This is a genomic window from Flintibacter sp. SJQ-8, assembly GCF_054108085.1.
Genome location: NZ_JBPJWR010000007.1, coordinates 80,167 through 100,632, shown reverse-complemented (window position 1 = coordinate 100,632; position 20,466 = coordinate 80,167). Strand labels below are relative to the sequence as shown.

Below are 20,466 nucleotides of genomic sequence, written 5' to 3'. Positions count from 1 at the left end.
GTAAATATTGCGGGGCTTGCCCCGACAACATCAGGAGGAGATACCAAATGAAGCACATCCAGACTCTGAACGGGGCCACTCTGAAGGCCAGCGCTGCCAAGGGCGGCTGCGGCGAGTGCCAGACCTCTTGCCAGTCCGCCTGCAAGACCTCTTGCACCGTTGCCAACCAGAAGTGCGAGAATCAGTAAGATAAATAGCCTTGACAAAAGGGTAGGCGTCAGCCTGCCCTTTTTTATGCCCACGCCCGGAGGACACGGGACAGAATAAAAGGGGCAGGAATTACAGAGGAGAGGAATTCAACAATGGTACATACCTTTACTGCACTGGGCCAGTATCTGGCCGCCGACGTGAACAGCGGCGCGGTCCATGTGCTGGACGAAATGAGCTATCGGCTGCTGTCAGCCGTGGGGGAGGAGGGGCCCATGGCCCCGGAGATGCCGGAGGCGCTGGCCGAGCAGCTGCCCCAGTATCCCGCCCAGGAGCTGAAGGAGGCCTGGCAGGAGCTGCGGGGCCTTCAGGACCAGGGCCTGCTGTTCACCAACGACGAGTATATCGACCCGGAGAAGGCCATGGAGCTGCCCCGCCAGGCGGTGGTGAAGGCCCTGTGTCTCCACGTGTCCCACGACTGCAACCTGCGCTGCCGCTATTGCTTCGCCTCCACCGGCGACTTCGGCACCGGCCACCGCATGACCATGGACTTTGAAACGGCCAAGCAGGCCATCGACTGGGTGGTGGAGAAGTCCGGCAAGCGCCGGAACATCGAGGTGGACTTCTTCGGCGGCGAGCCCCTGATGGCCATGGACACGGTAAAGCGCACCGTGGAGTACGCCCGGTCTCTGGAGAAGGAGCACAACAAGTGCTTCCGCTTCACCATCACCACCAACGGCATCCTGCTCAGCGACGAGAACATCGACTACATCAACCGGGAGATGTCCAACGTGGTCCTGTCCCTGGATGGCCGGAAGAATGTGAACGACCACATGCGCCCCACCATCAACGGCAAGGGCAGCTATAACGTGATCGTGCCCAAGTTCCAGAAGCTGGTGGCGGGCCGGGGCACCAAGGACTACTATGTCCGGGGCACCTTTACCCGGGAGAACCTGGACTTCTCCGAGGACGTGATGCACCTGGCCAGCCTGGGCTTCCGCCATGTCTCTGTGGAGCCCGCCAGCGGCCCCCTGGACGACCCCTTCGCCATTAAGAAAGAGGACCTGCCCAAGGTGGACGCCGAGTATGAGAAGCTGGCCCGGGAGCTGATGGGCCGCAAGGACGTGAACTTCTTCCACTTTAACGTGGACCTGGCCCAGGGCCCCTGCGTCATCAAGCGCCTGCGGGGCTGCGGCGCAGGCTGCGAGTATGTGGCCATCACCCCCGACGGCGCATCTATCCCTGCCACCAGTTCGTGGGGAAGGAGGAAGTACTGCATGGGCAACGTGTTCGACGGCTCCTTCAACATGGACATCTCCAGCGTCTTCGCCAACCAGAACATCTACACCCGGCCCGCCTGCCGGGAGTGCTGGGCCCGGTTCTATTGCAGCGGCGGCTGCTCCGCCTCTAACCTGCTGGTGAACAACGACATCTCCAAGTCCAACGAGGTGGCCTGCGAGATGGAGCGCAAGCGTCTGGAGTGCGCCATTGCACTCAACGCCATCGCCGCCGGGATGGGGGAGGCCACTTCCACCTGTAGTAATACAGACTGTAATCAGTGCGAAGACTGCCAGTAAGTGCTGATTTCAAACGCTTTTATCTGATTTCTGTGCAAAACAATTGAATTTTATTTCGAACGCCCTGCCGCCTGGCAGGGCGTTCTTTTGTGCTGTTTTACGTAGTTAACATAATTAAGTTCACATAAAACATATCCATAACGGAAAAATTTTTGCAAATTAGCAAAAAACACTTGCGAAATCCGCCGAAAACCGTTATAGTAATTATGTCACCCGTTTTGGTTCTGTTTTCCTCTCGCCGGACATACCCTGGCAGAGGGGTGAGCAGAATGGGAAAACGGCTGGGCAAACCTGTCGGCCTCTGTTCCGGCCAGGGCCTTTGTCTGATGGTCCTGTGCGCCGCCTTTTTGCTGGGCGGCGTGGCGGGCTGTCTGTTCTCCGGCGCAGCCGGACAGGCCACCGTGGCCGAGTTGACACAGTATTTGACGGACTATCTCACGGCGGCTCGAAAGTGGGACCGCCGCCCGGTGCGGCTTTTGGAGCGCCGCCTGGCGCTATGTCCGCCTGTGGTGCGCCGTGGCCATCATGGGGCTGACGGCCCTGGGCGTGGCGGTGATCCCGGGGCTGTTCTTTGCCCGGGGCTTTCTGCTGGCCTTTTCCACCGCCTGCTTTTACCGGATATTCGGCGGGCAGGGGGTGTGGCCCGCTTTGGTGCTGTTCGGTCTGCCCGCCCTGTTTTGGGCGCCGGCCTTCTTTCTGGCCGGGTGGCAGAGCCTGTCCGCCTCTTTGTGGCATCTGCGCCGCTGGCGGGGACAGGAACGGGGCAGCGGCCCCTTTTCCCCAGTCTACTGGCTGCGTCTGGCTGTGTTGTGTGGGCTGATGCTGTTGGCGGGCGGGGTGGAGTGCTCGGTTGCCCCCGGCCTGCTTCGGGCTGCCGCCAAGCTGGCCATGGGCACATAACTTTTATCACAACGATGGAGGGAGGGAACGGTGGTGTCCGACTGGATCGACGCCTATGAGGACTATTTAAAAACGGAGAAGCAGGCATCGGCCAACACGGTCAGCTCCTATCTCCGGGATGTGCGGCAGTTTGCCTCCGCTATGGAGGAGCAGGAGCACTCCCTGGCTCAGGTCACGCCGATGGAAGTGGAGGGCTATATCCACCAGCTCACCGTTCTGGGCAAGTCCCCCGCCACGGTGACCCGCTCTCTGGCCTCCATCAAGTCCTTTTATAACTATCTGCTCCTGCGGGGCCAGGTGACGGCCAACCCGGCCAAGTCTGTGGCCCCCGCCAAGGTGGAGCGCAAGCTGCCCCAGATCCTCACCAGCCGGGAGGTGGAGCTGTTCCTGGCCCAGCCGGAGCCCACCGACGCCAAGGGCTGCCGGGACCGGGCCATGCTGGAGCTGCTCTATGCCACCGGCATCCGGGTCAGCGAGCTGATCTCTCTGGACGTGGACGATTTGAATCTCCCCGGCGGGGTGCTGAAGTGCGTCAGCCGGAACAAGGAGCGGATCATCCCCCTGTATCCCGCCGCCATCCAGATCCTGAACGACTATGTCCATCACGTGCGCCCCCGGCTGGTGGAGGACCTGAATGAGACGGCCCTGTTCGTGAACATGAACGGGGAGCGGATGAGCCGCCAGGGCTTTTGGAAGCTCATCAAGCACTATCAGGAGAAGGCGGGCATCGAGAAGGACATCACGCCCCACACCCTGCGCCACTCCTTCGCCGCCCACCTGCTGGAGAACGGTGCGGACCTGCGTTCCATCCAGGAGATGCTGGGCCACGCGGACATCTCGTCCACCCAGATCTACTCCCACCTGGTGAATCAGAAGATCAAAGATGTCTACCGTAAGGCCCACCCCCGGGCCATGAAGGCCGTATAGAATTAAATCAAGTAGATATAAAAAAGGAAACATCAAGTCCCATGTCCGCACCGTCAAGGTGTTGGCATGGGGCTTTTTGTATATCAGAAGAGCAGATACACCTCGTAAAACGGCTAAGTTCTCCTATATAGGGGTGTTCTTTCTTTGTGGATATGGTATACTCGTTTTAGTTTAACAAATCGGAATTCGCACCGCCCAAATCTTTCACCCGTTATTAGCGGTTATAAGAAGCCGTCAAAATCGGCGCAAAGCACTGAAATCACTGGGTTTATTGAGAAATCAAAACCACCCGAAATTATCTTCTTTTATACGCTGTTACCCTTGACCGCGTGAGCTGATAAGGGCAAAATCAAGGGAAAACCCCATGCGGGAAATACAATTATTTGACAAACGGCTGACAGTGATGTGTTAAGTCAAACTGAATAAGAATCCACCGGCAGGTCCGGTTACGGTAAGGGAGCATTGCGTGTCAATGCTCCCTTTTACTATACCACAGACCGCCGTTGAGAGATAGATAAAATCTGTGGCAGAACGGAGGTGTCAGATATGCCGCAGGCGATCTTTGCATACCATCTCGGCATGGACGCCGAGCAATACGCCTTTTTCCGCATCCCCAAGCTCCTGATCACCGAGCCGTACTTTCGACGGCTCTCCACCGACGCGAAGCTGCTGTACGGCCTCATGCTGGACCGCATGAGCCTGTCCATGAGAAACGGCTGGATGGACGATGACGGCCATGTGTACATCTACTTTACGCTGGAGGAGGCGTGCGAACAGCTCTGCTGCAAGACGGATAAGGCGGTCAAGCTGTTCGCGGAGCTGGACAGCGCCAAAGGCGTGGGCCTCATTAGGCGGGTCAAGCAGGGGCTTGGTAGACCGGCGAAAATCTATGTTCTCCGCTTCATGGGCATGGAGGACGAACCGGGCGAGGATACGCCGGAATCGGAGCCTCCGAACTGCCAAAATCCAGACTTCGGAAAAACCGAAGTCAAGAGTTCTGAAAAACCGAAGTCTGGGCCTCGGAAAAACAGAAGTCAAGACCTCGGAAAAACCGAGTGTAATAAGACTGATAAGAATAATACTGAGTTGAGTAATACTGATTCATCTATCCATCCGGGCGCGCAGCCGGAGGAGGTGATCGAGAGATACCGAAAAGAGATTCGGGAGAACATCGAGTATGACCACCTGCGCCGACAGCATCCCTATGACGACATCGACGAGATCGCGGACCTCATGCTGGAGGTTCTCTGCACACAGGGCAGCTTCATGCGGATCGGCGGAAAGCAGCTCTATACGGCGCTGGTGAAGGAGCGTTTTCTAAAGCTGGATTCCTCCCACATCGAGTATGTGCTGGACTGCCTGCGGGAGAGCACCGCGGACATTCGCAACATCAAAGCCTATCTGCTGGAGACGCTGTTCAACGCCCCGGCTACCTGCGGCAGCTATTACCGCGCCAAAGTGAATCACGACTTCCACGACAGCGGATAGGCAGAGCGAACAGCCCTGCTTTTTTGAAACCCATTTTACGACTGAAAGGAGCATCGAACCCGTGAAAACAATCGCACTGGCAAATCAGAAGGGCGGCGTGGGTAAGACCACCACAGCCGCCAGCCTCGGCATTGGTCTTTCTCGGCAAGGTAAAAAAGTCCTGCTGATCGACGCCGATGCACAAGGCAATCTCACGCAGATGTTGGGCTGGCCGCAGCCCGACGAATTATCCCCCACGCTCTCCACCCTGATGGAGAAGATCATCGCAGAGCAGCCCATCGCTCCCGGTGAGGGCATCTTGCATCATCTGTCCGGCGTCCACCTTGTTCCCGCCAATATCGAGCTGTCGGCACTGGAGGTCACGCTGGTCAACACCATGAGCCGGGAAACGGTACTGCGGCAATATCTGTCCACAGTAGCAGATCGCTATGACTACGCGCTCATCGACTGTATGCCGTCCCTCGGTATGCTGACCATCAACGCCCTGACTGCGGCGGACAGCGTGATCATCCCCGTGCAGGCGCAGTACCTCCCAGCGAAGGGACTGGAGCAGCTTTTGCGGACCATTACCCGCGTGAAACGCCAGCTCAACCCGAAGCTGGAGGTGGACGGCATTGTGCTGACCATGGTGGACAGCCGTACCACACTGGCGCGGGAGATCAACGCACTTGTCCGCAAGACCTATGGCGGTCATGTGTTCGCAAGCGAAATTCCCCGTTCCATCAAGGCAGCGGAGATCAGCGTGGAAAACAAAAGCATTTACGACCATGACCGCAGCGGCAAGGCGGCGCTGGCGTATGAAAATCTGACGAGGGAGGTGTTGAGCCTTGGCAAGCAAATTAAGCGGCATCGAACTGACCCGGTACGATGACCTGTTCAAAACGGACGCAGAGCGTGAAGCCGACCGGCAGGAGCGGATTCAGATCGTTCCCGCAGCAGAGGTTTTCCCGTATTCCCGCCAACCGTACACCATCGACCGTCCCACACCTGATTTGGTGCGCCTCATGGACAGCATTGAGCATATCGGCATCGCGGAGCCGTTGATCGTCCGCCCCCGCGATGCTGGCGGATATGAGATCATTTCCGGTCACCGGCGCGATTACTGCGCGAAGGCTGTGGGGCTGGATACCCGCCCCGTCCTCGTCCGCAATTACAGTGACGAGGAAGCGGACATCCTCGTGGTGGATTACAACATCAACCGTGAGGACTTACTGCCCAGCGAGAAAGCCAAAGCCTACAAGCTGAAGCTGGACGCCATGAAACGGCAGGCTGGACGGCCTTCAAGAGAAAATGGGGACCAAGTTGGCCCCCATTATTTTCGTGGCAAGTCAAAAGAAATTTTGGCAGAGCAAGTCAACGAAAGTACATCGCAAATTCAGCGCTATGTGCGCCTGAATAAGCTGATCCCTCCGCTGTTGGACGCGGTGGACGCGGGAACGCTCAAGTTCGTTCCCGCGGCGGATTTTCTCTCTCACCTGTCCGAAAAAGAACAGACCTACCTTCTGCTGGTCATGGAGCGTGACGAGGTATCCCCGTCGCTGGGACAGGCCCAACGGCTCAAGCAGCTCAGCGGTGAAGGCAAGCTGGAGAATAACATCATCGACCTCATCATGCGGGAGGAAAAGCCGTTGGAGCGCAAGGTCACCATCCGCAACGACCGCCTGCAAAAATACTTTCCCGCCAGCTACACCCCGAAGCAGATGGAGGATGTCATCATCAAGCTGCTGGAGGGCTGGCACCGCAAGCGGCAACAGGAGCAGGCGCGATGAGGAATGAACCGATGCGCAGGAACGAGCTGCCGGAAACCTGTTTTTCCATTCTGCCGTCCAGCGGGCAGCTTATTATCATCCGGTGCGGTGAGCACGGCTATTATCCCTCTGAGTGGGATACCGGAAGCCGGGAGGAAAACCGCGAGATCGCCAGCAGCCATAATGTGCGGCGCGGCATCACGGATATTCAGGAAGCGGCAATGCTGGCAGGCTCCATGTTCGGCTGGAATACACCAGGCGCGAACCCGCAATGGTATTTGGACAACGCAAGATATGTGAATTCCAACATCGTCCAAGGCCATATCAAAGACCCAATCATGAGCGTGTACTATCCCGTCAGCAGTTTCTTACTGTGCTATGAGATCATGGGCAAACAGCACTTTTATCTGCCCATGGACAAACTGCCGCAAGAACTGATGAGCCAAAGGTCGCAGTTCATCATGCTGCCGGATCTGGTGCGTGGAGTGCCGGTCATGCCGGTGGCAGCGACCTTTGCACAAAACGAGAGCTGCACCATCCAGTTAGAACACGGCAGCTATGTAGTGGGCGAAGCAGTCAATCAGGAATACCACATCACCGCTCGCGTTCACGTCGGCAGCGCGGAGTTCGTCATGGGAGAGTGCGATAAGGCCCCAGATTCATTTGTCACATGGCAGCGCAACTGCAAAAACGATGGCGATGGTCCGCCCAACTTCTTTTGGGGCCATTACCGCTCTGACCGCAGCTTCTGCATCGAGGATTTCTGTGAACGGGCCGGAAATGAATACAAAAAGCAACAAAATCGCACGGCGCAGCAAGAACAAAATCGCACCACGCCGAAAAAAGAAAGAGGTGAATCACGATGAGAGACCGTGAGCCGGTAGACATCACGAAAGAAAAGATGACCGTTTTGCGTATCAAACCAGGGGAGAAACCCAAGTGTATTGAAATTGAAAACGACCTTGATGCATTGCAGCGAGCGGTTGGCGGCTATATCGAAGCCGTATACCCGTATGAAGATCCTGTGGCTCTGATTGTAAACGAAGAAGGAAAGCTGAACGGTTTGCCGTTGAACCGCGCGCTCCGGGATGAGGATAACGATATTTATGATATTGTGGCGGGGCCTTTTCTGGTTGTCGGCCTTGGGGAATCTAATTTTACGTCCTTAGCACCTGCACTGATGGAGAAATATAAAAAGTTATTTCATTGCCCGGAAGCCTTTATTAAGATGGGTGAACGTTTGACCGTCATTCCCATGCCGGAGCCGCAGGTGAAAAAATCCACAAAAGAACGAGGTGAAGCACGATGAGTGACCGTGAGCCGGTCAATATCATGGGCGTTATCGCCTTTCCAAACCCTAACAAGGATGGGCGCATGATCCGCTTCATCGATAGCGAATACCACACGCTCTTTACCATCAAGGACGGGGAAAGCATCGTCATTACCCGCTTTGACGGTGAAAAGATGGTTTTGCCCTGTAAGTACATTGACGATTGCCATGTCTGCATCGGCAACTCCGCCTATCATATTTGCGAGTTTGCGGAAATGCAGGAACGCAACGGCAACACCTATGTTCCCAGAACGCCGAAAATCAGCGCCGAGATCGGCACCTATGAAATCTACCAAATCCCTGCAATCGCTGATGTAGACTACTGTTTCCGGCCTTATGCAGAGGCAAAGGGAAAACTCCAGAACTCTGATTATCAGCGTTCTTACGCCGGTATGTACGCAAAGGAAAACTCGCTGGAGCATCTGTGGACAAAGCACAACAGCGACCACCGACCCTTTGCCCGTCGGATGCGCTCTCTGTCCGTAAGCGACATCGTGGTACTGACGCAAGGTGGAAGGAAAACCGCCTACTACGCAGATATCATCGGTTTCAAGGAGGTCCCGGAGTTTTTAGCACAACAGAGAGTGCAAAAGAAACACAAAGAGCGAGGTGAAGCCAGATGAGCTATGACGCGCAGAAAGTGACCTACCAGGAGGTCACGATTTTTGACCGACCGGCGTTGTTTACGGAATGCCGCATTGACCGAGCACCGTACCAGAAGGCGTATATCGCTACGAGCTGCGCCATGGCGATGCAGATTGGGGTGAGCCGATAGAACTGTCACGGAGTCTCATGGTCAACTTCTATGGCACCGTTCTCACCCGTGAGCCATTCCAGCTTCCCCTTGACGGGTGGATTCCGCTGGAGAGCGGCAGCCTTTCCTTTCAAGATGGCGGATGCCGTACCCTTGCGGAATTTCAGGAGAAATATCCCGCCAGTGATAAGGATGTCATTGACTTTTACAGCGTCAATGAGCCTGCGCTGCACGCTCTCTATTTCTCCCGCAGTGAGGATCAGGACAAGACCACTGGCTGTATTGGACACCTGCGGGGTGATTTTGGCAGCGGCAAGCAGTTTTACACAACATGGTGGCCCCACCAGGCAGACAGGCTGAACACGCCGGAGTTTAAGGCCGATATTGACCGCACTGTAAACTGGCTGCGGGAACAGCCGGATTCTCCGCTGCACGATCTCAATGCCATGCAATTTTGCTATAAGCGATACCGAAATAGCTGTGAGATCAAAAATGCAGTGCTTCCGTCCTGCGCGTTTCTGGTGGAAAGCAAGCAGTATGTGTATATGCTGCGCTGTACGCCGACAAAGGGCGATTATAATTTTTATATGTACTGCTATCAGCGTGCTACCTTCGAGAAATACCGCGCACAGCTGAAAAACAAAGCGCGCTCCCATGCTAAGAAGCGAGCGGAGCCGGAGAGATAGGAGGTGCCAACTTGCCAACCAAATTTCAGCTTATCACAGAGCTATATGACCAGACCGTGCAGAGCGTCACCGGCAGCTATCAAAGCTGGACGGTTTTTCTCCGCGCAGCCTGCTATAACTACAAATGCCCCTTCGATGAGCAGCTTTTGATCTACGCACAACGCCCGGACGCCACGGCGGTCCTTGAGATGGAGCGCTGGAATCGTCAGTTTGGCCGCTGGGTCAATCGCGGGGCCAAGAGCATTGCCGTATTTGGTGATGACGGGCAAAACTGTCTGAAGCTCTACTTCGACGTGTCGGATACCCATGCGTCCCGTTTTGCCCGTCCACTGCCCATCTGGACGATGCACCCGGCCTTTGAGCCGGAGGTCATTGAAACATTAGAAGCCACCTTCGGCAACCTGACCGAAAAAGAAAATCTTGCGGACGCCGTGCGTTCCGCCTGCCACAACGCCGTAGCGGACAACATCACGGATTACCTGCAAGACCTGCGGGAGTGCCGGGAGGACAGTCTGCTGGAGGAGCTGGATGACCTCAACCTGGAGGTGTTCTACCGGGACGCGCTGGAGGTCAGCGTGGCATATATGCTGATGACCCGCCTCGGCTTACGGGCAGACGATTATTTCACCGCTGACGAATTTGCCCATGTCTACGAATTCAACACGCCGCCCACCATCAACGCCCTGGGCATCGCTACCAGCGACATCGCGGAGATGGGCCTGCGGGAGATCAGCCGAACGGTCATGCAGGCCCAGCGGGATCAGTTTTTTGCAAACCGCACGAGAATCAGTTATGATGGCCGCACAGAACAACACGAAACACCCCATGAAAGGAGCGAACAGCATGGAGGTCACTTACAGGATGCAGAACGGCTTTCAGGTGCCGAACCTGCTGATGCCGCAGACGCCGGAGGTGCATCTGGGCAAGTACGCGGAGCTGCGGAGAGAATATCTGATGAAGCACCGCAGGGTGCTTTACACCAACCTCAAGACCAGCGGCAAGCTGACGGAGCATCTGGCAGAGATCGAGCAGACCGCGCGGAAGATGGTGGAGCAGACCGTGGCGCAGATGGCACAGAACGAGGGCGTGACGGAGGAATTGAAGGCGGCCGATCCCCTGCGCTGGACGGGCCTGATGAACAATCTCCGGCACAGCGCGGAGGAACTGGCGCTGACCGACCTGATCTACGCCTGACAACCGAAGAACCCACAGAGGCAGGAAGTGATGAACTTCCTGCCTTTGTCGATCACAGCGGGGATTATGTGCTGCTGGACCGTTTGCGCGCCGACTGTGACTACTTCCTCGGCGCCGGTGGCCGGAGTGAAAAGCATTTGTGGGCAGGCAATGTCCACGCGCAGATCAAAAAAATGCGGGAGCTGTATGACGCCCTCCCGGAAAAACCGGAATGGCTGACCGCAGAAGCCATTGACCGATATGCCGCGCAGATGGCCGCACCCTATCAGGTCGCAGCCTATCACCATATTGAAAACGGCTTTGACGATAAGCTGGACTATCAAACGTTGGAAGAAGCGGAGGCTGCGGCGCAGGGCTATGTTGCCGGTACGATGGAGGAAGACGGCTTTGCATACGACGGCGCTGCCGTCTATGATGCCGAAACACACCAGTGCCTCCGCGTCTACGGTGATTACCCGGACGAAAAGGCACAGGAACAGGCAGCAGCCTTTGCACTGGAGCATGACACCGCACAGCAAAATGCCGCAGAACTGCCCGCCTTTCTGGATATGCACCTCATTGAAGCGAATCTGCTGGACAACGGCGGGCGCAAGCACAAGCGACAGGAGATTTTTGAATACTTTAAGCGCACAAGAGCCTTGCGGAACGCACGGAGTTCTTAAAAAACAGCTACAACGATATATGGGTGGAGGTACTGACCGACGGTGTTCGGACAGGCTACCATGCCGAGAAAGACGGACTTTTGATGTGGGAGGGCAGCTATCTCTCCCGCACTTCGGAGTCTGTTTTTTCATGGCCGGTCATCACCGAAATGACCGAGGGCCTGATCGAGCGCGGTGAGTACAAGATCAAGCTGGGCCTGCAAAACGCCCCAATCGTCGTAGAGCAGCTTGCCCTATTCGACATGGGCGGCGACGCTCCGGTGTACGAGGCTCCGGCAGATGCGCCCTCCGGCATTCTGGCCCCGGCGCGCACGGTTCCGCAGGAGGTCATTGACCAGGTGCTTTACACGGCCGGAAACGAACCCGGCAGCGCCGAACGCATTGCGATGTTCTATATGCGGGAGCATTCTGAACAGGAAAATATAGCGTTTCTGCGTCGGGAGTTTGGCACAGAAAATGGGCGCGGCATCGAGTACGAAGGCCGCAAATATGCCGTTTGGTTTCTGGAGGACGGCATCCACCTCGCCCAAGGCGACAGCGTCCGCACCGGATACAGCAAAACCGTGGTCTCATGGGGACTGGCGGCGGGCCGCATTTTGGGGCTGCTACGGGCCGGGATCTATCTCTCCGCCGCCGAACTGACACAGGCCCCTGACAAGGTGCTGCACGAAGCAATGGACGCCCTCCTGATGACAGCCCGTGACCTGACCAAGGAAGGCCGGGACATGGGGCTGCTCCCGCAGACTTTGGCCATCCACGACCAGCACAAGGGCTACCCGGAACTGGACGAGGACATGGTCGCGTTCGCAAAGACGGATGGTGGCCTACAAATGCTGGCGCAGGAATACCACGCTTTTCTCGACGCTTATTATGATGATCCATCCATTCTGCGTTACCGTCTTTCAGCGTATAACACCCACCGCATCGGCATCATCCTCAACGACCTGCCATACGAGGAACGACACTTTGATGCTCAGCCCAGCTTCCTGCGGCAATGCAAAATGTTCATCACGCAGGACGAGCTCGACCAGCACTTTTTGCGGGAGGGCGTCGAAAGCCGGCTGACGATCTATTCCCATTTCTGCTATCCTCACACGCCGGAGGAACGCCAGAAATTCATCAGGGGCAGCTTTGGCGAGTACAGTGGCGGAGCCCGCGCCGGGTATGGATACACCAAGACTTACAAAGGGCTGGACTACGAACGGGACTACAATTCCAAGAAATATGATACCGTCCATCTGACGATCCCCAATGTGGTCAAGGAGTATGAGCGCCTGATCGCGCAGAAACGATTCCCCGGCGAGGATGCTATCGCCAAAATCCCGGAATATGAGCGTGGGCAGTTGGCTCGGACCGTCTATAACGGTTTTTACAATGCGCCCGACGATGTTCCGCGTCCCTATCCCAAGAGTGCGGATTATTACGATGCGCTTCCCATGATCGAGGAGCAGCTGCAAGATAAGGGCAAGACTGCGGATATGCTGGCGGCACTGACTTCCCGGCTGGATGACTTGCCGGAGGATGACCGCCATTACAGCTCCGTTCAGCGCGCAAAGGATCGGCTTTCGGAGTATGTGGACGGCACTTTCAGCCTGTTCAACCATCGGCACGATACGCCACAGCAGGAACAAGCTGAATTTTCTGCTGAACCCGTGCCGCAGGAAACCACACCGACTATCGAACCAGAGCCACCGCAGGCAGGCGAACCCACCGTGGTACTTACGCCGCCGAGGAAGGAAAAGCGGAACACACTGGCGTATCCTCTGGACACGAACGGCAGCAACTATCGCATCACCGATGACCACATCGGAGAGGGCGCGCCGCTGGAGCGTTTTCAGCGCAATCTGGACGCCATCCGTACCCTGAAAACCGTGGAGGCGGAGAACCGCAGCGCCACAGCGGAGGAACAGGCGGTGCTGGCGCAGTATGTGGGCTGGGGCGGTCTGGCGGACTTCTTTGACGAAAAGAACCCACGCTACAATGAGTTGAAAGACCTGCTGACGGACGCCGAATACGCCGCCGCCCGCGAATCCACGCTGACGGCGTTCTTTACGCCGCCTGTGGTCATCCGCGGCATCTATGCCGCCTTGGGGCAGATGGGCTTCACGCAGGGCAACATTCTGGAGCCGTCCTGCGGTATCGGCAATTTTCTCGGTATGCTGCCGGAAAGCATGAGCGGCAGCAAGCTCTACGGCGTGGAACTGGACGATCTCTCCGGACGCATCGCCCGCCAGCTTTATCAGAAAAGCAGTATTGCGGTGCAGGGCTATGAGAAAACTGCCTTCCCGGATAACTTTTTTGATGTTGCCATTGGCAATGTCCCCTTCGGCCAGTTCCATGTGCCGGACAAACGCTATGACCGGCTGAATTTCCCCATCCATGAGTATTTCGTGGCCAAAGCGCTGGATCAGGTCAGACCGGGCGGTGTCATCGCCGTTGTGACCTCCAGCTACACCATGGACGCGCACCGCCAGCGCGCGAAAATACATCGCACAGCGAGCGGAACTGCTGGGGGCGATCCGCCTGCCCAACAATGTGTTCAAGGCCGCGGCGGGCACCGAGGTCGTTTCAGACATTCTGTTTTTGCAAAAGCGTGAGCGCATGGTGGATATAGAACCGGAATGGGTGCATCTTGCCACCAATGAAAACGGCATCCAGATGAACAGCTACTTCATCGACCACCCGGATATGATCTTGGGCGAGATGAAGATGGTGTCCGGGCCGTTCGGCCCCACGCCCACCTGTGAGCCGTACCCGGAGCAGCCGCTGGAAGCACTGCTGGCGGAGGCCGTTCAGAATATGCCCCAGGGCACCCTCTCTTTTGCCTTCGGCAAAATTCACCTTGTCCACGGCGAGATCACCGCCTATGACCGGGAGGAGGAGCTGGAGGGCGAGGATCATTCCATTGAGGCCGATCCTGCCGTCCGCAATTTTTCCTATACACTGGTGGACGGCCAGATCTACTACCGCGAAAACAGCCGCATGAACCCGGTGGAGGTATCCAAGACGGCAGAGAGCAGAATCCGCGGCATGATCGAGCTGCGGGACTGTGTGCGGACGCTGTTGGAATACCAGACCGAGGACTATCCCGATGAGGAGATCAAGGCGCAGCAAGCCAAGCTGAATACCCTCTACGATGCCTTTACCCGGAAATATGGACTCATCAATTCCCGCGGCAACGCCATCGCGTTTGACCAGGATAGCTCCTATTTTCTGCTGTGTTCGCTGGAAATTCTGGACGAGGACCGGAACCTGAAAAGGAAGGCGGACCTGTTCACCAAGCGCACCATCCGCAGTCACAAACCCGCTGAAAAGGTAGACACAGCTGTGGAGGCGCTGGCGCTGTCTATCGGGGAGAAAGCCCATGTGGATATGGACTATATGGGCAGGCTCACCGGCAAGGATGAGGAAACGCTGTTTTCTGACCTCAAGGGCGTGATTTTTTTGAACCCCGCTTACACCGGCGAGAACGATGGGCATGAGAAATACCTGCCCGCAGATGAATACCTCTCCGGCAATGTGCGTCAGAAATTGGCTGTTGCCCAAGGCAAGGTGGAACAGGACCCGCAGTATCAGATCAACGCCGAGGCATTGGCGCGGGTGCAGCCCACCGACCTCACTGCCAGCGAGATCTCCGTCCGACTGGGCGCAACATGGCTGGACACCGAATATATCCGCCGATTTATCTTTGAAACGCTGGGAACACCGCGCAGTGCCCAGTGGAGCATGAAAGTCCACTATTCCGGCATCACCGGTGAATGGCGCATTGAAGGTAAAAGCACGGATCGCGGCAATGTCAAGGCCATCAGCACCTACGGCACCAAACGCATCAACGCCTATGAAATCATCGAGGACACTTTGAACCTGAAAGATGTCCGTATTTTCGATTATGTGTACGATGCCGATGGCAGGAAAACCGCTGCCCTCAACAAGAAGGAAACCGCCATCGCACAGAGCAAGCAGGAGCTGATCAAGGATGCCTTTGCCGAGTGGATCTGGAAAGACCCGGACCGGCGCGAGGCTATCTGTAAGACCTATAATATTCTGTTCAACAGCAACCGTCCCCGTGAGTATGATGGCAGTCACATCAGCTTTTCAGGCATGAACCCGGAGATCACGCTCCGCAAGCACCAGGTCAACGCCATCGCCCACATTCTCTACGGTGGAAATACTTTGCTGGCTCATGTAGTGGGTGCCGGTAAGACATTTGAAATGGTCGCGGCGGCGATGGAGTCAAAGCGGCTGGGCCTGTGTCAGAAGTCCCTCTTTGTGGTGCCTAACCACCTGACGGAGCAGTGGGCCACTGAGTTTTTGCAGCTCTATCCGGCAGCGAACATCCTTGTCGCTACCCGTAAGGATTTTGAAACCAAAAACCGCAAGAAATTCTGTGGTAGGATCGCCACCGGCGACTACGATGCCATTATTATCGGGCATAGCCAGTTTGAGAAGATCCCCATGAGTGTAGAGCGCCAGCGGGCCATTCTGGAACAGCAGATCGACGAAATTATGATGGGCATTTCCGAAGCCAAGCGAGAAAAAGCGGAGAAGTTCACCATCAAGCAGATGGAGAAAACCAAGAAGGGCCTGCAAGCCAAGATCGACAAGCTGAACGACCAGAGCCGCAAGGACGATGTGGTCACCTTTGAGGAATTGGGCGTTGACCGTATCTTCATCGACGAGAGCCATTATTTCAAAAACCTCTTTCTCTACACGAAAATGCGGAATGTGGGAGGTATTGCCCAGACCGAGGCGCAGAAAAGCTCAGACCTCTTTATGAAGTGCCGCTATTTGGACGAAATCACCGGAGGGCGCGGCATTATCTTTGCCACCGGCACCCCCATTTCCAACAGCATGGTGGAGCTTTACACCATTCAGCGATATTTGCAGATGAACGCCTTGCAGGAGCAGGGCTTGCAGCACTTCGATAGCTGGGCGGCGAACTACGGCGAGACCGTCACCGCCATCGAGCTGTCTCCCGAGGGAACCGGCTACCGCGCCAAAACAAGGTTTGCGAAGTTCTATAATCTTCCGGAGCTGATGAGCGTATTCAAAAATGTGGCGGACATTCAGACGGCGGATATGCTCAAACTCCCCGTGCCGGAGGCGCATTACCACAACATCGCCTTGAAGCCATCGGAGTATCAGAAAGAGATCGTGGCGTCGCTGGCGGAGCGCGCTGAGAAAGTCCGCAACCGCGAGGTGGACAGCAGCGTGGACAATATGCTGATGATAACCAACGATGGCCGCAAGCTGGCGCTGGATCAGCGGCTCGTCAACCCCATGCTGCCCAGTGACCCCAACAGCAAAGCCGCCAAGTGCGCGGAAAATGTGTTTGAGATCTGGCAGCGCACCGCAGACCAACGCTCCACACAAATGATTTTTTTGCGACCGTGTAGCGATACGTTGCTACAAATAAACTTTATGTGGGCGAAAGCCTGTAAGGAGGTAAAAGTAGCGGGGAAAACAGAGTTTTCCCTAACTGATATTCTGAAGAGTGGAATGATGGGGTAACGCCCTGAAACGCTCACCTGATACTACGTTGGAAGCAAAGGAGTGCAATATCCTGCGCTGACACAGCACGTTGAAGTCGGCTGAGAACCGTCCAAACAGAGCCGTAAGGCAGATGTGGAAAGCTGTCCAGAGGTGGATAGTGCGGTCTATAGGTCGGGGGTCTATAAAATGCCTATGACAAGAATGTGGCTGACAACCACTGACGAAAGTCCGAATGTATGGGTCAAGAAGAAAGAACGGTAGAAATGCCGTTGCCATGAAAATGGTGTATGTGGGGTAAAGTAAGGCGGTCGCAATGAAATTCCCTATAGCATTACAGGTGCTATCCAGCATACTGGCCAAAAGGATAGTCTAAGGGCATCATGTACAGATAGGAATATCGGAACGTAGAAAGTCCCGGATGTGGAGCGATTGCACGCTATGAAGCATGAAAAGGAAATCTGTGTCGTCAGGAATGAAGGTGCAGTATAACTTTTCTTAATCCGGGAGGAAGGTGCAGCCATGGTACCGTATTCAGTCAGCGATGGTTGAATTTAGAAGCCGTGAAAAAAGTAAGCGGTGGAGGGACGGGCTGTAGTCAAGAGTAAATTGAAAATATCATTATTAACAAACACGCATAGGTTCGAGTAGGACTAAGAAAGGTTAAGCCCACGAAAGTGAGTGATGACCGACTATGGCAACAAAGAAAAAGGCTTTGAAGAAATCGAAACTGCGCCATGCTGAATATTATGATTTCCAGAAAATTCAAGATAAGCTGTATGCCGAAAGTATGGATGGCAAGATGTTCACCAAGCTGGTGGAAATTATCACCCTGCCGGAAAATATCAAATTGGCATACCGGAACATCAAGAAGAATAAAGGAAGCAAAACAGCAGGCACAGATGGCAAGACCATACAGCACTTAGATCCGTTTCACCATCACAAAGAATGAGGGCTTCGAGGGTGAAGTCTCCATCTCGGGTTTCGGAGGTGCGTATGAATAAAGCTATGAAGTATTTGACTCCGAAAAAACCTATCTCCAAGATCGCCCGTGACCGGGCAGAGGAGATGGAAGAACGGAATGTCGACCTCTACGAGGCGATCGCTGGACTCTTTGAAGAGCTGGCTGCGCTGGAACAGTCCAACGCGGAGCTGAAAGCCCGTGTTGAAATGCTTGAAAAAGGAGGTAAGCAGAAATGAAGGTTAAGACCTATATGATCGCCGTCTATGCCGTTCTCGTCAAGAACGGCAAGCGCGAGATCGAGGAGCTTCCCGAAGCCTATATCATTCCTGTTGCTGAGTATTTGGCTACTCAGGAAGAAGCTACCAACGAATGAGATAAGCGGTGAAGCAAAAACCCCGAGGTAAAGGCAGTTTGCATCTTTCCCGGGCAACCACAAAGGCTCGTCCCGCAGTACACGCAGACCACCTTGAAGGGGGGGCGCGTTTGCTGTGGGACGAGCCTAAGATTTTCTTCTTAGAACGGCGCTATTTTTTCTCAATTATCCTGTCCGAATTTCTCAAAAATCGTGTCGCGCTACAACCGTAGGGCGAAAAAACTGGCTGTTCTGTGATACGCCGAAGGGGGCAGACGCCAGTGCCATTGTTTACACAGTGGTAGAGACTGCCAAGGCGAACGGACTGGAACCGTATCGTTATCTGAAACTGCTTTTGACAGAACTGCCCTATTTGGGCAAGACTCCGAGCCAGGAGAATCTGATGCAGTTTCTCCCATGGTCCAAGACCATGCAGGCTGCCTGCACGGAGCTGAAAACAAACATCAATGCACCGAGGGATCTCTAACGGATAATGTACAATAACTTGCGCAAATTGGAAAAAGCATAAAAGAAGACATAGCTTGCAGGCTCTGGTAGAATGAAGTTACCACACAAACATTCGAAAGGAGACAGCAAACTATGTCCGAGAAAATTGTACAGCTAAACGAGGAAGTAATCAAGGGCCAAATCAAGGAATTGGTTCGCGGCAGCGTGGAGGAAACCCTGAACGAGCTGCTGGAAAAGGAGGCGGAGTCCCTGACGCAGGCGGCCCGCTATGAGCGCAGCGAGGCCCGTCAGGGCTACCGCAGCGGCCACTATGACCGTAATCTTACCACCACTTCTGGCGATGTCACGCTCCACGTACCCCGGCTCAAGGGCGTATCCTTTGAGACTGCCATCATCGAGCGGTATCGCCGCCGGGAGAGCAGCGTGGAGGAGGCCCTCATCGAGATGTACCTGGCAGGCGTCTCCGTGCGCCGTGTGGAGGACATCACGGAGGCACTGTGGGGCAGCAAGGTCTCGCCCGCCACCATCAGCGAACTGAACAAGAAAGCCTACGTTCACATCGAGGACTGGCGCAACCGCCCCTTGCGGGGCGGCCACTATCCATACGTCTACGTGGACGGCATCTACCTGCGCCGCAACTGGGGCGGAGAGTACGAAAATGTTGCTGTTTTGGTGGCGATCGCCGTGAATGAGGACGGTTTTCGTGAGGTTTTAGGCGCTGCCGAGGGCATGAAAGAGGACAAGGCCAGTTGGGTCAGTTTCTTCCAGTGGCTTCGTGGACGCGGACTGGACGGCGTGAAGCTCATCGTCGGGGACAAGTGTCTGGGTATGTTAGAGGCCGTGGGCGAGGTGTTCCCGGACGCCAAATATCAACGCTGCACGGTGCATTTCTACCGCAATGTTTTCTCTGTTGTGCCCAAATCCAAGGTCAAAATTGTAGCGAAAATGCTCAAGGCGATCCACGCCCAGGAGAGCAAAAAGGCCTCCCGCGAGAAGGCAAAAGCCGTGGTCGCCGAGCTGCGCGCCATGAAGCTGAAGGAGGCCGCCAAGAAAGTCGAGGACGGCATTGAGGAAACGCTGACCTATTGTGACTTTCCCAGCGAGCATTGGACGCGCATCCGTACCAACAACGTGATCGAGCGGCTGAACCGTGAGATCCGCCGCCGAACCCGCGTGGTGGGGACGTTCCCTGACGGCAACTCCGCCCTGATGCTGGTCTGTGCCCGCCTTCGCCATGTGGCAGGTACCCAGTGGGGCTGCAAGAAATACATGAATATGAAGCACCTGGAGGCGGCTCTGGATGACGCCTCTATTGCCGGCTGACTTCACTCAGCCGGAGCCTGCAAACAATTTTGCGCATAAATCTTGACGGGACCCTCTAACGAGATCCCTCGGCTGTCTTTTATCCCGTACGGTTATTAAGCGCTTACTCTGCTCCTGAGTGCAGACCGGGTTCCTCGACAGACTGGAAGAGGGATACCCATTTACTGGGTATCCCTCTTTTTCATTGGGCTAACAAGCTCATTATCATGATGTAGAAACTTGCACCTTTGTTTTTGCATTTCGACCAGTTTCTTTAGTCACTGGATTCCCTTTGTGAGTCAGTCGTACTTATTAAAGGCCTCTACGACCTGCTTACCATCTTCAATATCTTTATCTTTTGCTTCCTACTACTACAATATCGAGGGCACGGATTGTTCCTTCTTTGACACCATAAATCCTGTGAAGGAACAATTACTGAAAATGGGTGAACCCTTTGGGCGGAGGAGATTCTGCCGG

At 55.4% G+C, this 20,466-nt stretch carries 17 protein-coding genes and 2 pseudogenes; all 19 read left to right on the top strand.

Features of this window, described 5'->3' with window-relative positions; all coding sequences use genetic code 11:
• Positions 1–47: 47 nt before the first annotated feature.
• The 19 genes and pseudogenes from scfA (at position 48) to ACSAMP_RS04550 (ending at position 20,010) form a co-directional block, all read left to right on the top strand.
• Positions 48–188, top strand: coding sequence for a six-cysteine ranthipeptide SCIFF (gene scfA, locus ACSAMP_RS04640; protein WP_008980862.1), 141 nt, complete (start codon positions 48–50; stop codon positions 186–188).
• A 114-nt stretch (positions 189–302) separates the two neighbouring features.
• Complete coding sequence (gene scfB, locus ACSAMP_RS04635; protein WP_457799691.1) at positions 303–1,724, top strand: thioether cross-link-forming SCIFF peptide maturase; 1,422 nt, start codon at positions 303–305, stop codon at positions 1,722–1,724.
• A gap of 516 nt (positions 1,725–2,240) precedes the next feature.
• Positions 2,241–2,624, top strand: a complete 384-nt coding sequence (locus tag ACSAMP_RS04630) for a stage II sporulation protein M (RefSeq protein ID WP_457799690.1) — start codon at positions 2,241–2,243, stop codon at positions 2,622–2,624.
• A gap of 33 nt (positions 2,625–2,657) precedes the next feature.
• Complete coding sequence (xerD, locus tag ACSAMP_RS04625; RefSeq protein ID WP_457799689.1) at positions 2,658–3,551, top strand: site-specific tyrosine recombinase XerD; 894 nt, start codon at positions 2,658–2,660, stop codon at positions 3,549–3,551.
• A gap of 546 nt (positions 3,552–4,097) precedes the next feature.
• Positions 4,098–5,039 (top strand): DUF6017 domain-containing protein, encoded by a 942-nt coding sequence (locus tag ACSAMP_RS04620; RefSeq protein WP_457799688.1) that lies wholly within the window; start codon positions 4,098–4,100, stop codon positions 5,037–5,039.
• Between the two features lie 61 nt (positions 5,040–5,100).
• Positions 5,101–5,910 (top strand): ParA family protein, encoded by an 810-nt coding sequence (locus tag ACSAMP_RS04615; protein WP_036630767.1) that lies wholly within the window; start codon positions 5,101–5,103, stop codon positions 5,908–5,910.
• Positions 5,867–6,808, top strand: coding sequence for a ParB/RepB/Spo0J family partition protein (locus ACSAMP_RS04610; protein WP_457799687.1), 942 nt, complete (start codon positions 5,867–5,869; stop codon positions 6,806–6,808). Before ACSAMP_RS04615 ends, ACSAMP_RS04610 begins: the two co-directional genes overlap by 44 nt.
• Positions 6,805–7,653: a hypothetical protein gene (locus ACSAMP_RS04605; RefSeq protein WP_457799686.1), complete on the top strand. Its 849-nt coding sequence runs from the start codon at positions 6,805–6,807 to the stop codon at positions 7,651–7,653. The genes ACSAMP_RS04610 and ACSAMP_RS04605 overlap by 4 nt, the downstream gene beginning before the upstream one ends.
• Positions 7,650–8,096 (top strand): DUF3846 domain-containing protein, encoded by a 447-nt coding sequence (locus ACSAMP_RS04600; RefSeq protein ID WP_457799685.1) that lies wholly within the window; start codon positions 7,650–7,652, stop codon positions 8,094–8,096. The genes ACSAMP_RS04605 and ACSAMP_RS04600 overlap by 4 nt, the downstream gene beginning before the upstream one ends.
• Positions 8,093–8,740, top strand: a complete 648-nt coding sequence (locus tag ACSAMP_RS04595) for a YodL domain-containing protein (RefSeq protein WP_457799684.1) — start codon at positions 8,093–8,095, stop codon at positions 8,738–8,740. Before ACSAMP_RS04600 ends, ACSAMP_RS04595 begins: the two co-directional genes overlap by 4 nt.
• Before the next feature lie 94 nt (positions 8,741–8,834).
• Positions 8,835–9,557: pseudogene (locus ACSAMP_RS04590) on the top strand (LPD28 domain-containing protein); the annotation flags it as partial.
• A 645-nt stretch (positions 9,558–10,202) separates the two neighbouring features.
• Entirely contained in the window at positions 10,203–10,751 is a 549-nt protein-coding gene (locus ACSAMP_RS04585) for a TnpV protein (RefSeq protein WP_457799683.1), read from the top strand.
• Positions 10,752–10,819: 68 nt separating this feature from the next.
• Positions 10,820–11,413, top strand: coding sequence for an LPD11 domain-containing protein (locus ACSAMP_RS04580; RefSeq protein WP_457799682.1), 594 nt, complete (start codon positions 10,820–10,822; stop codon positions 11,411–11,413).
• Positions 11,414–13,176: 1,763 nt separating this feature from the next.
• Positions 13,177–16,924 (top strand): annotated as a pseudogene (locus ACSAMP_RS04575) (DEAD/DEAH box helicase family protein); the annotation flags it as partial.
• A 673-nt stretch (positions 16,925–17,597) separates the two neighbouring features.
• Complete coding sequence (locus ACSAMP_RS04570; protein WP_457799681.1) at positions 17,598–17,855, top strand: hypothetical protein; 258 nt, start codon at positions 17,598–17,600, stop codon at positions 17,853–17,855.
• 44 nt (positions 17,856–17,899) lie between these two features.
• Positions 17,900–18,103: a hypothetical protein gene (locus ACSAMP_RS04565; protein ID WP_005936356.1), complete on the top strand. Its 204-nt coding sequence runs from the start codon at positions 17,900–17,902 to the stop codon at positions 18,101–18,103.
• On the top strand, positions 18,100–18,240 hold the full coding sequence (locus ACSAMP_RS04560) for a CD1375 family protein (protein WP_005936359.1): 141 nt from the start codon (positions 18,100–18,102) through the stop codon (positions 18,238–18,240). The genes ACSAMP_RS04565 and ACSAMP_RS04560 overlap by 4 nt, the downstream gene beginning before the upstream one ends.
• A gap of 277 nt (positions 18,241–18,517) precedes the next feature.
• Positions 18,518–18,706: a transposase domain-containing protein gene (locus tag ACSAMP_RS04555; protein WP_457799680.1), complete on the top strand. Its 189-nt coding sequence runs from the start codon at positions 18,518–18,520 to the stop codon at positions 18,704–18,706.
• A gap of 113 nt (positions 18,707–18,819) precedes the next feature.
• The gene (locus ACSAMP_RS04550) at positions 18,820–20,010 is read left to right on the top strand and encodes an IS256 family transposase (RefSeq protein ID WP_457799236.1); all 1,191 of its coding nucleotides are present in this window, start codon (positions 18,820–18,822) and stop codon (positions 20,008–20,010) included.
• Positions 20,011–20,466 lie beyond the last annotated feature (456 nt).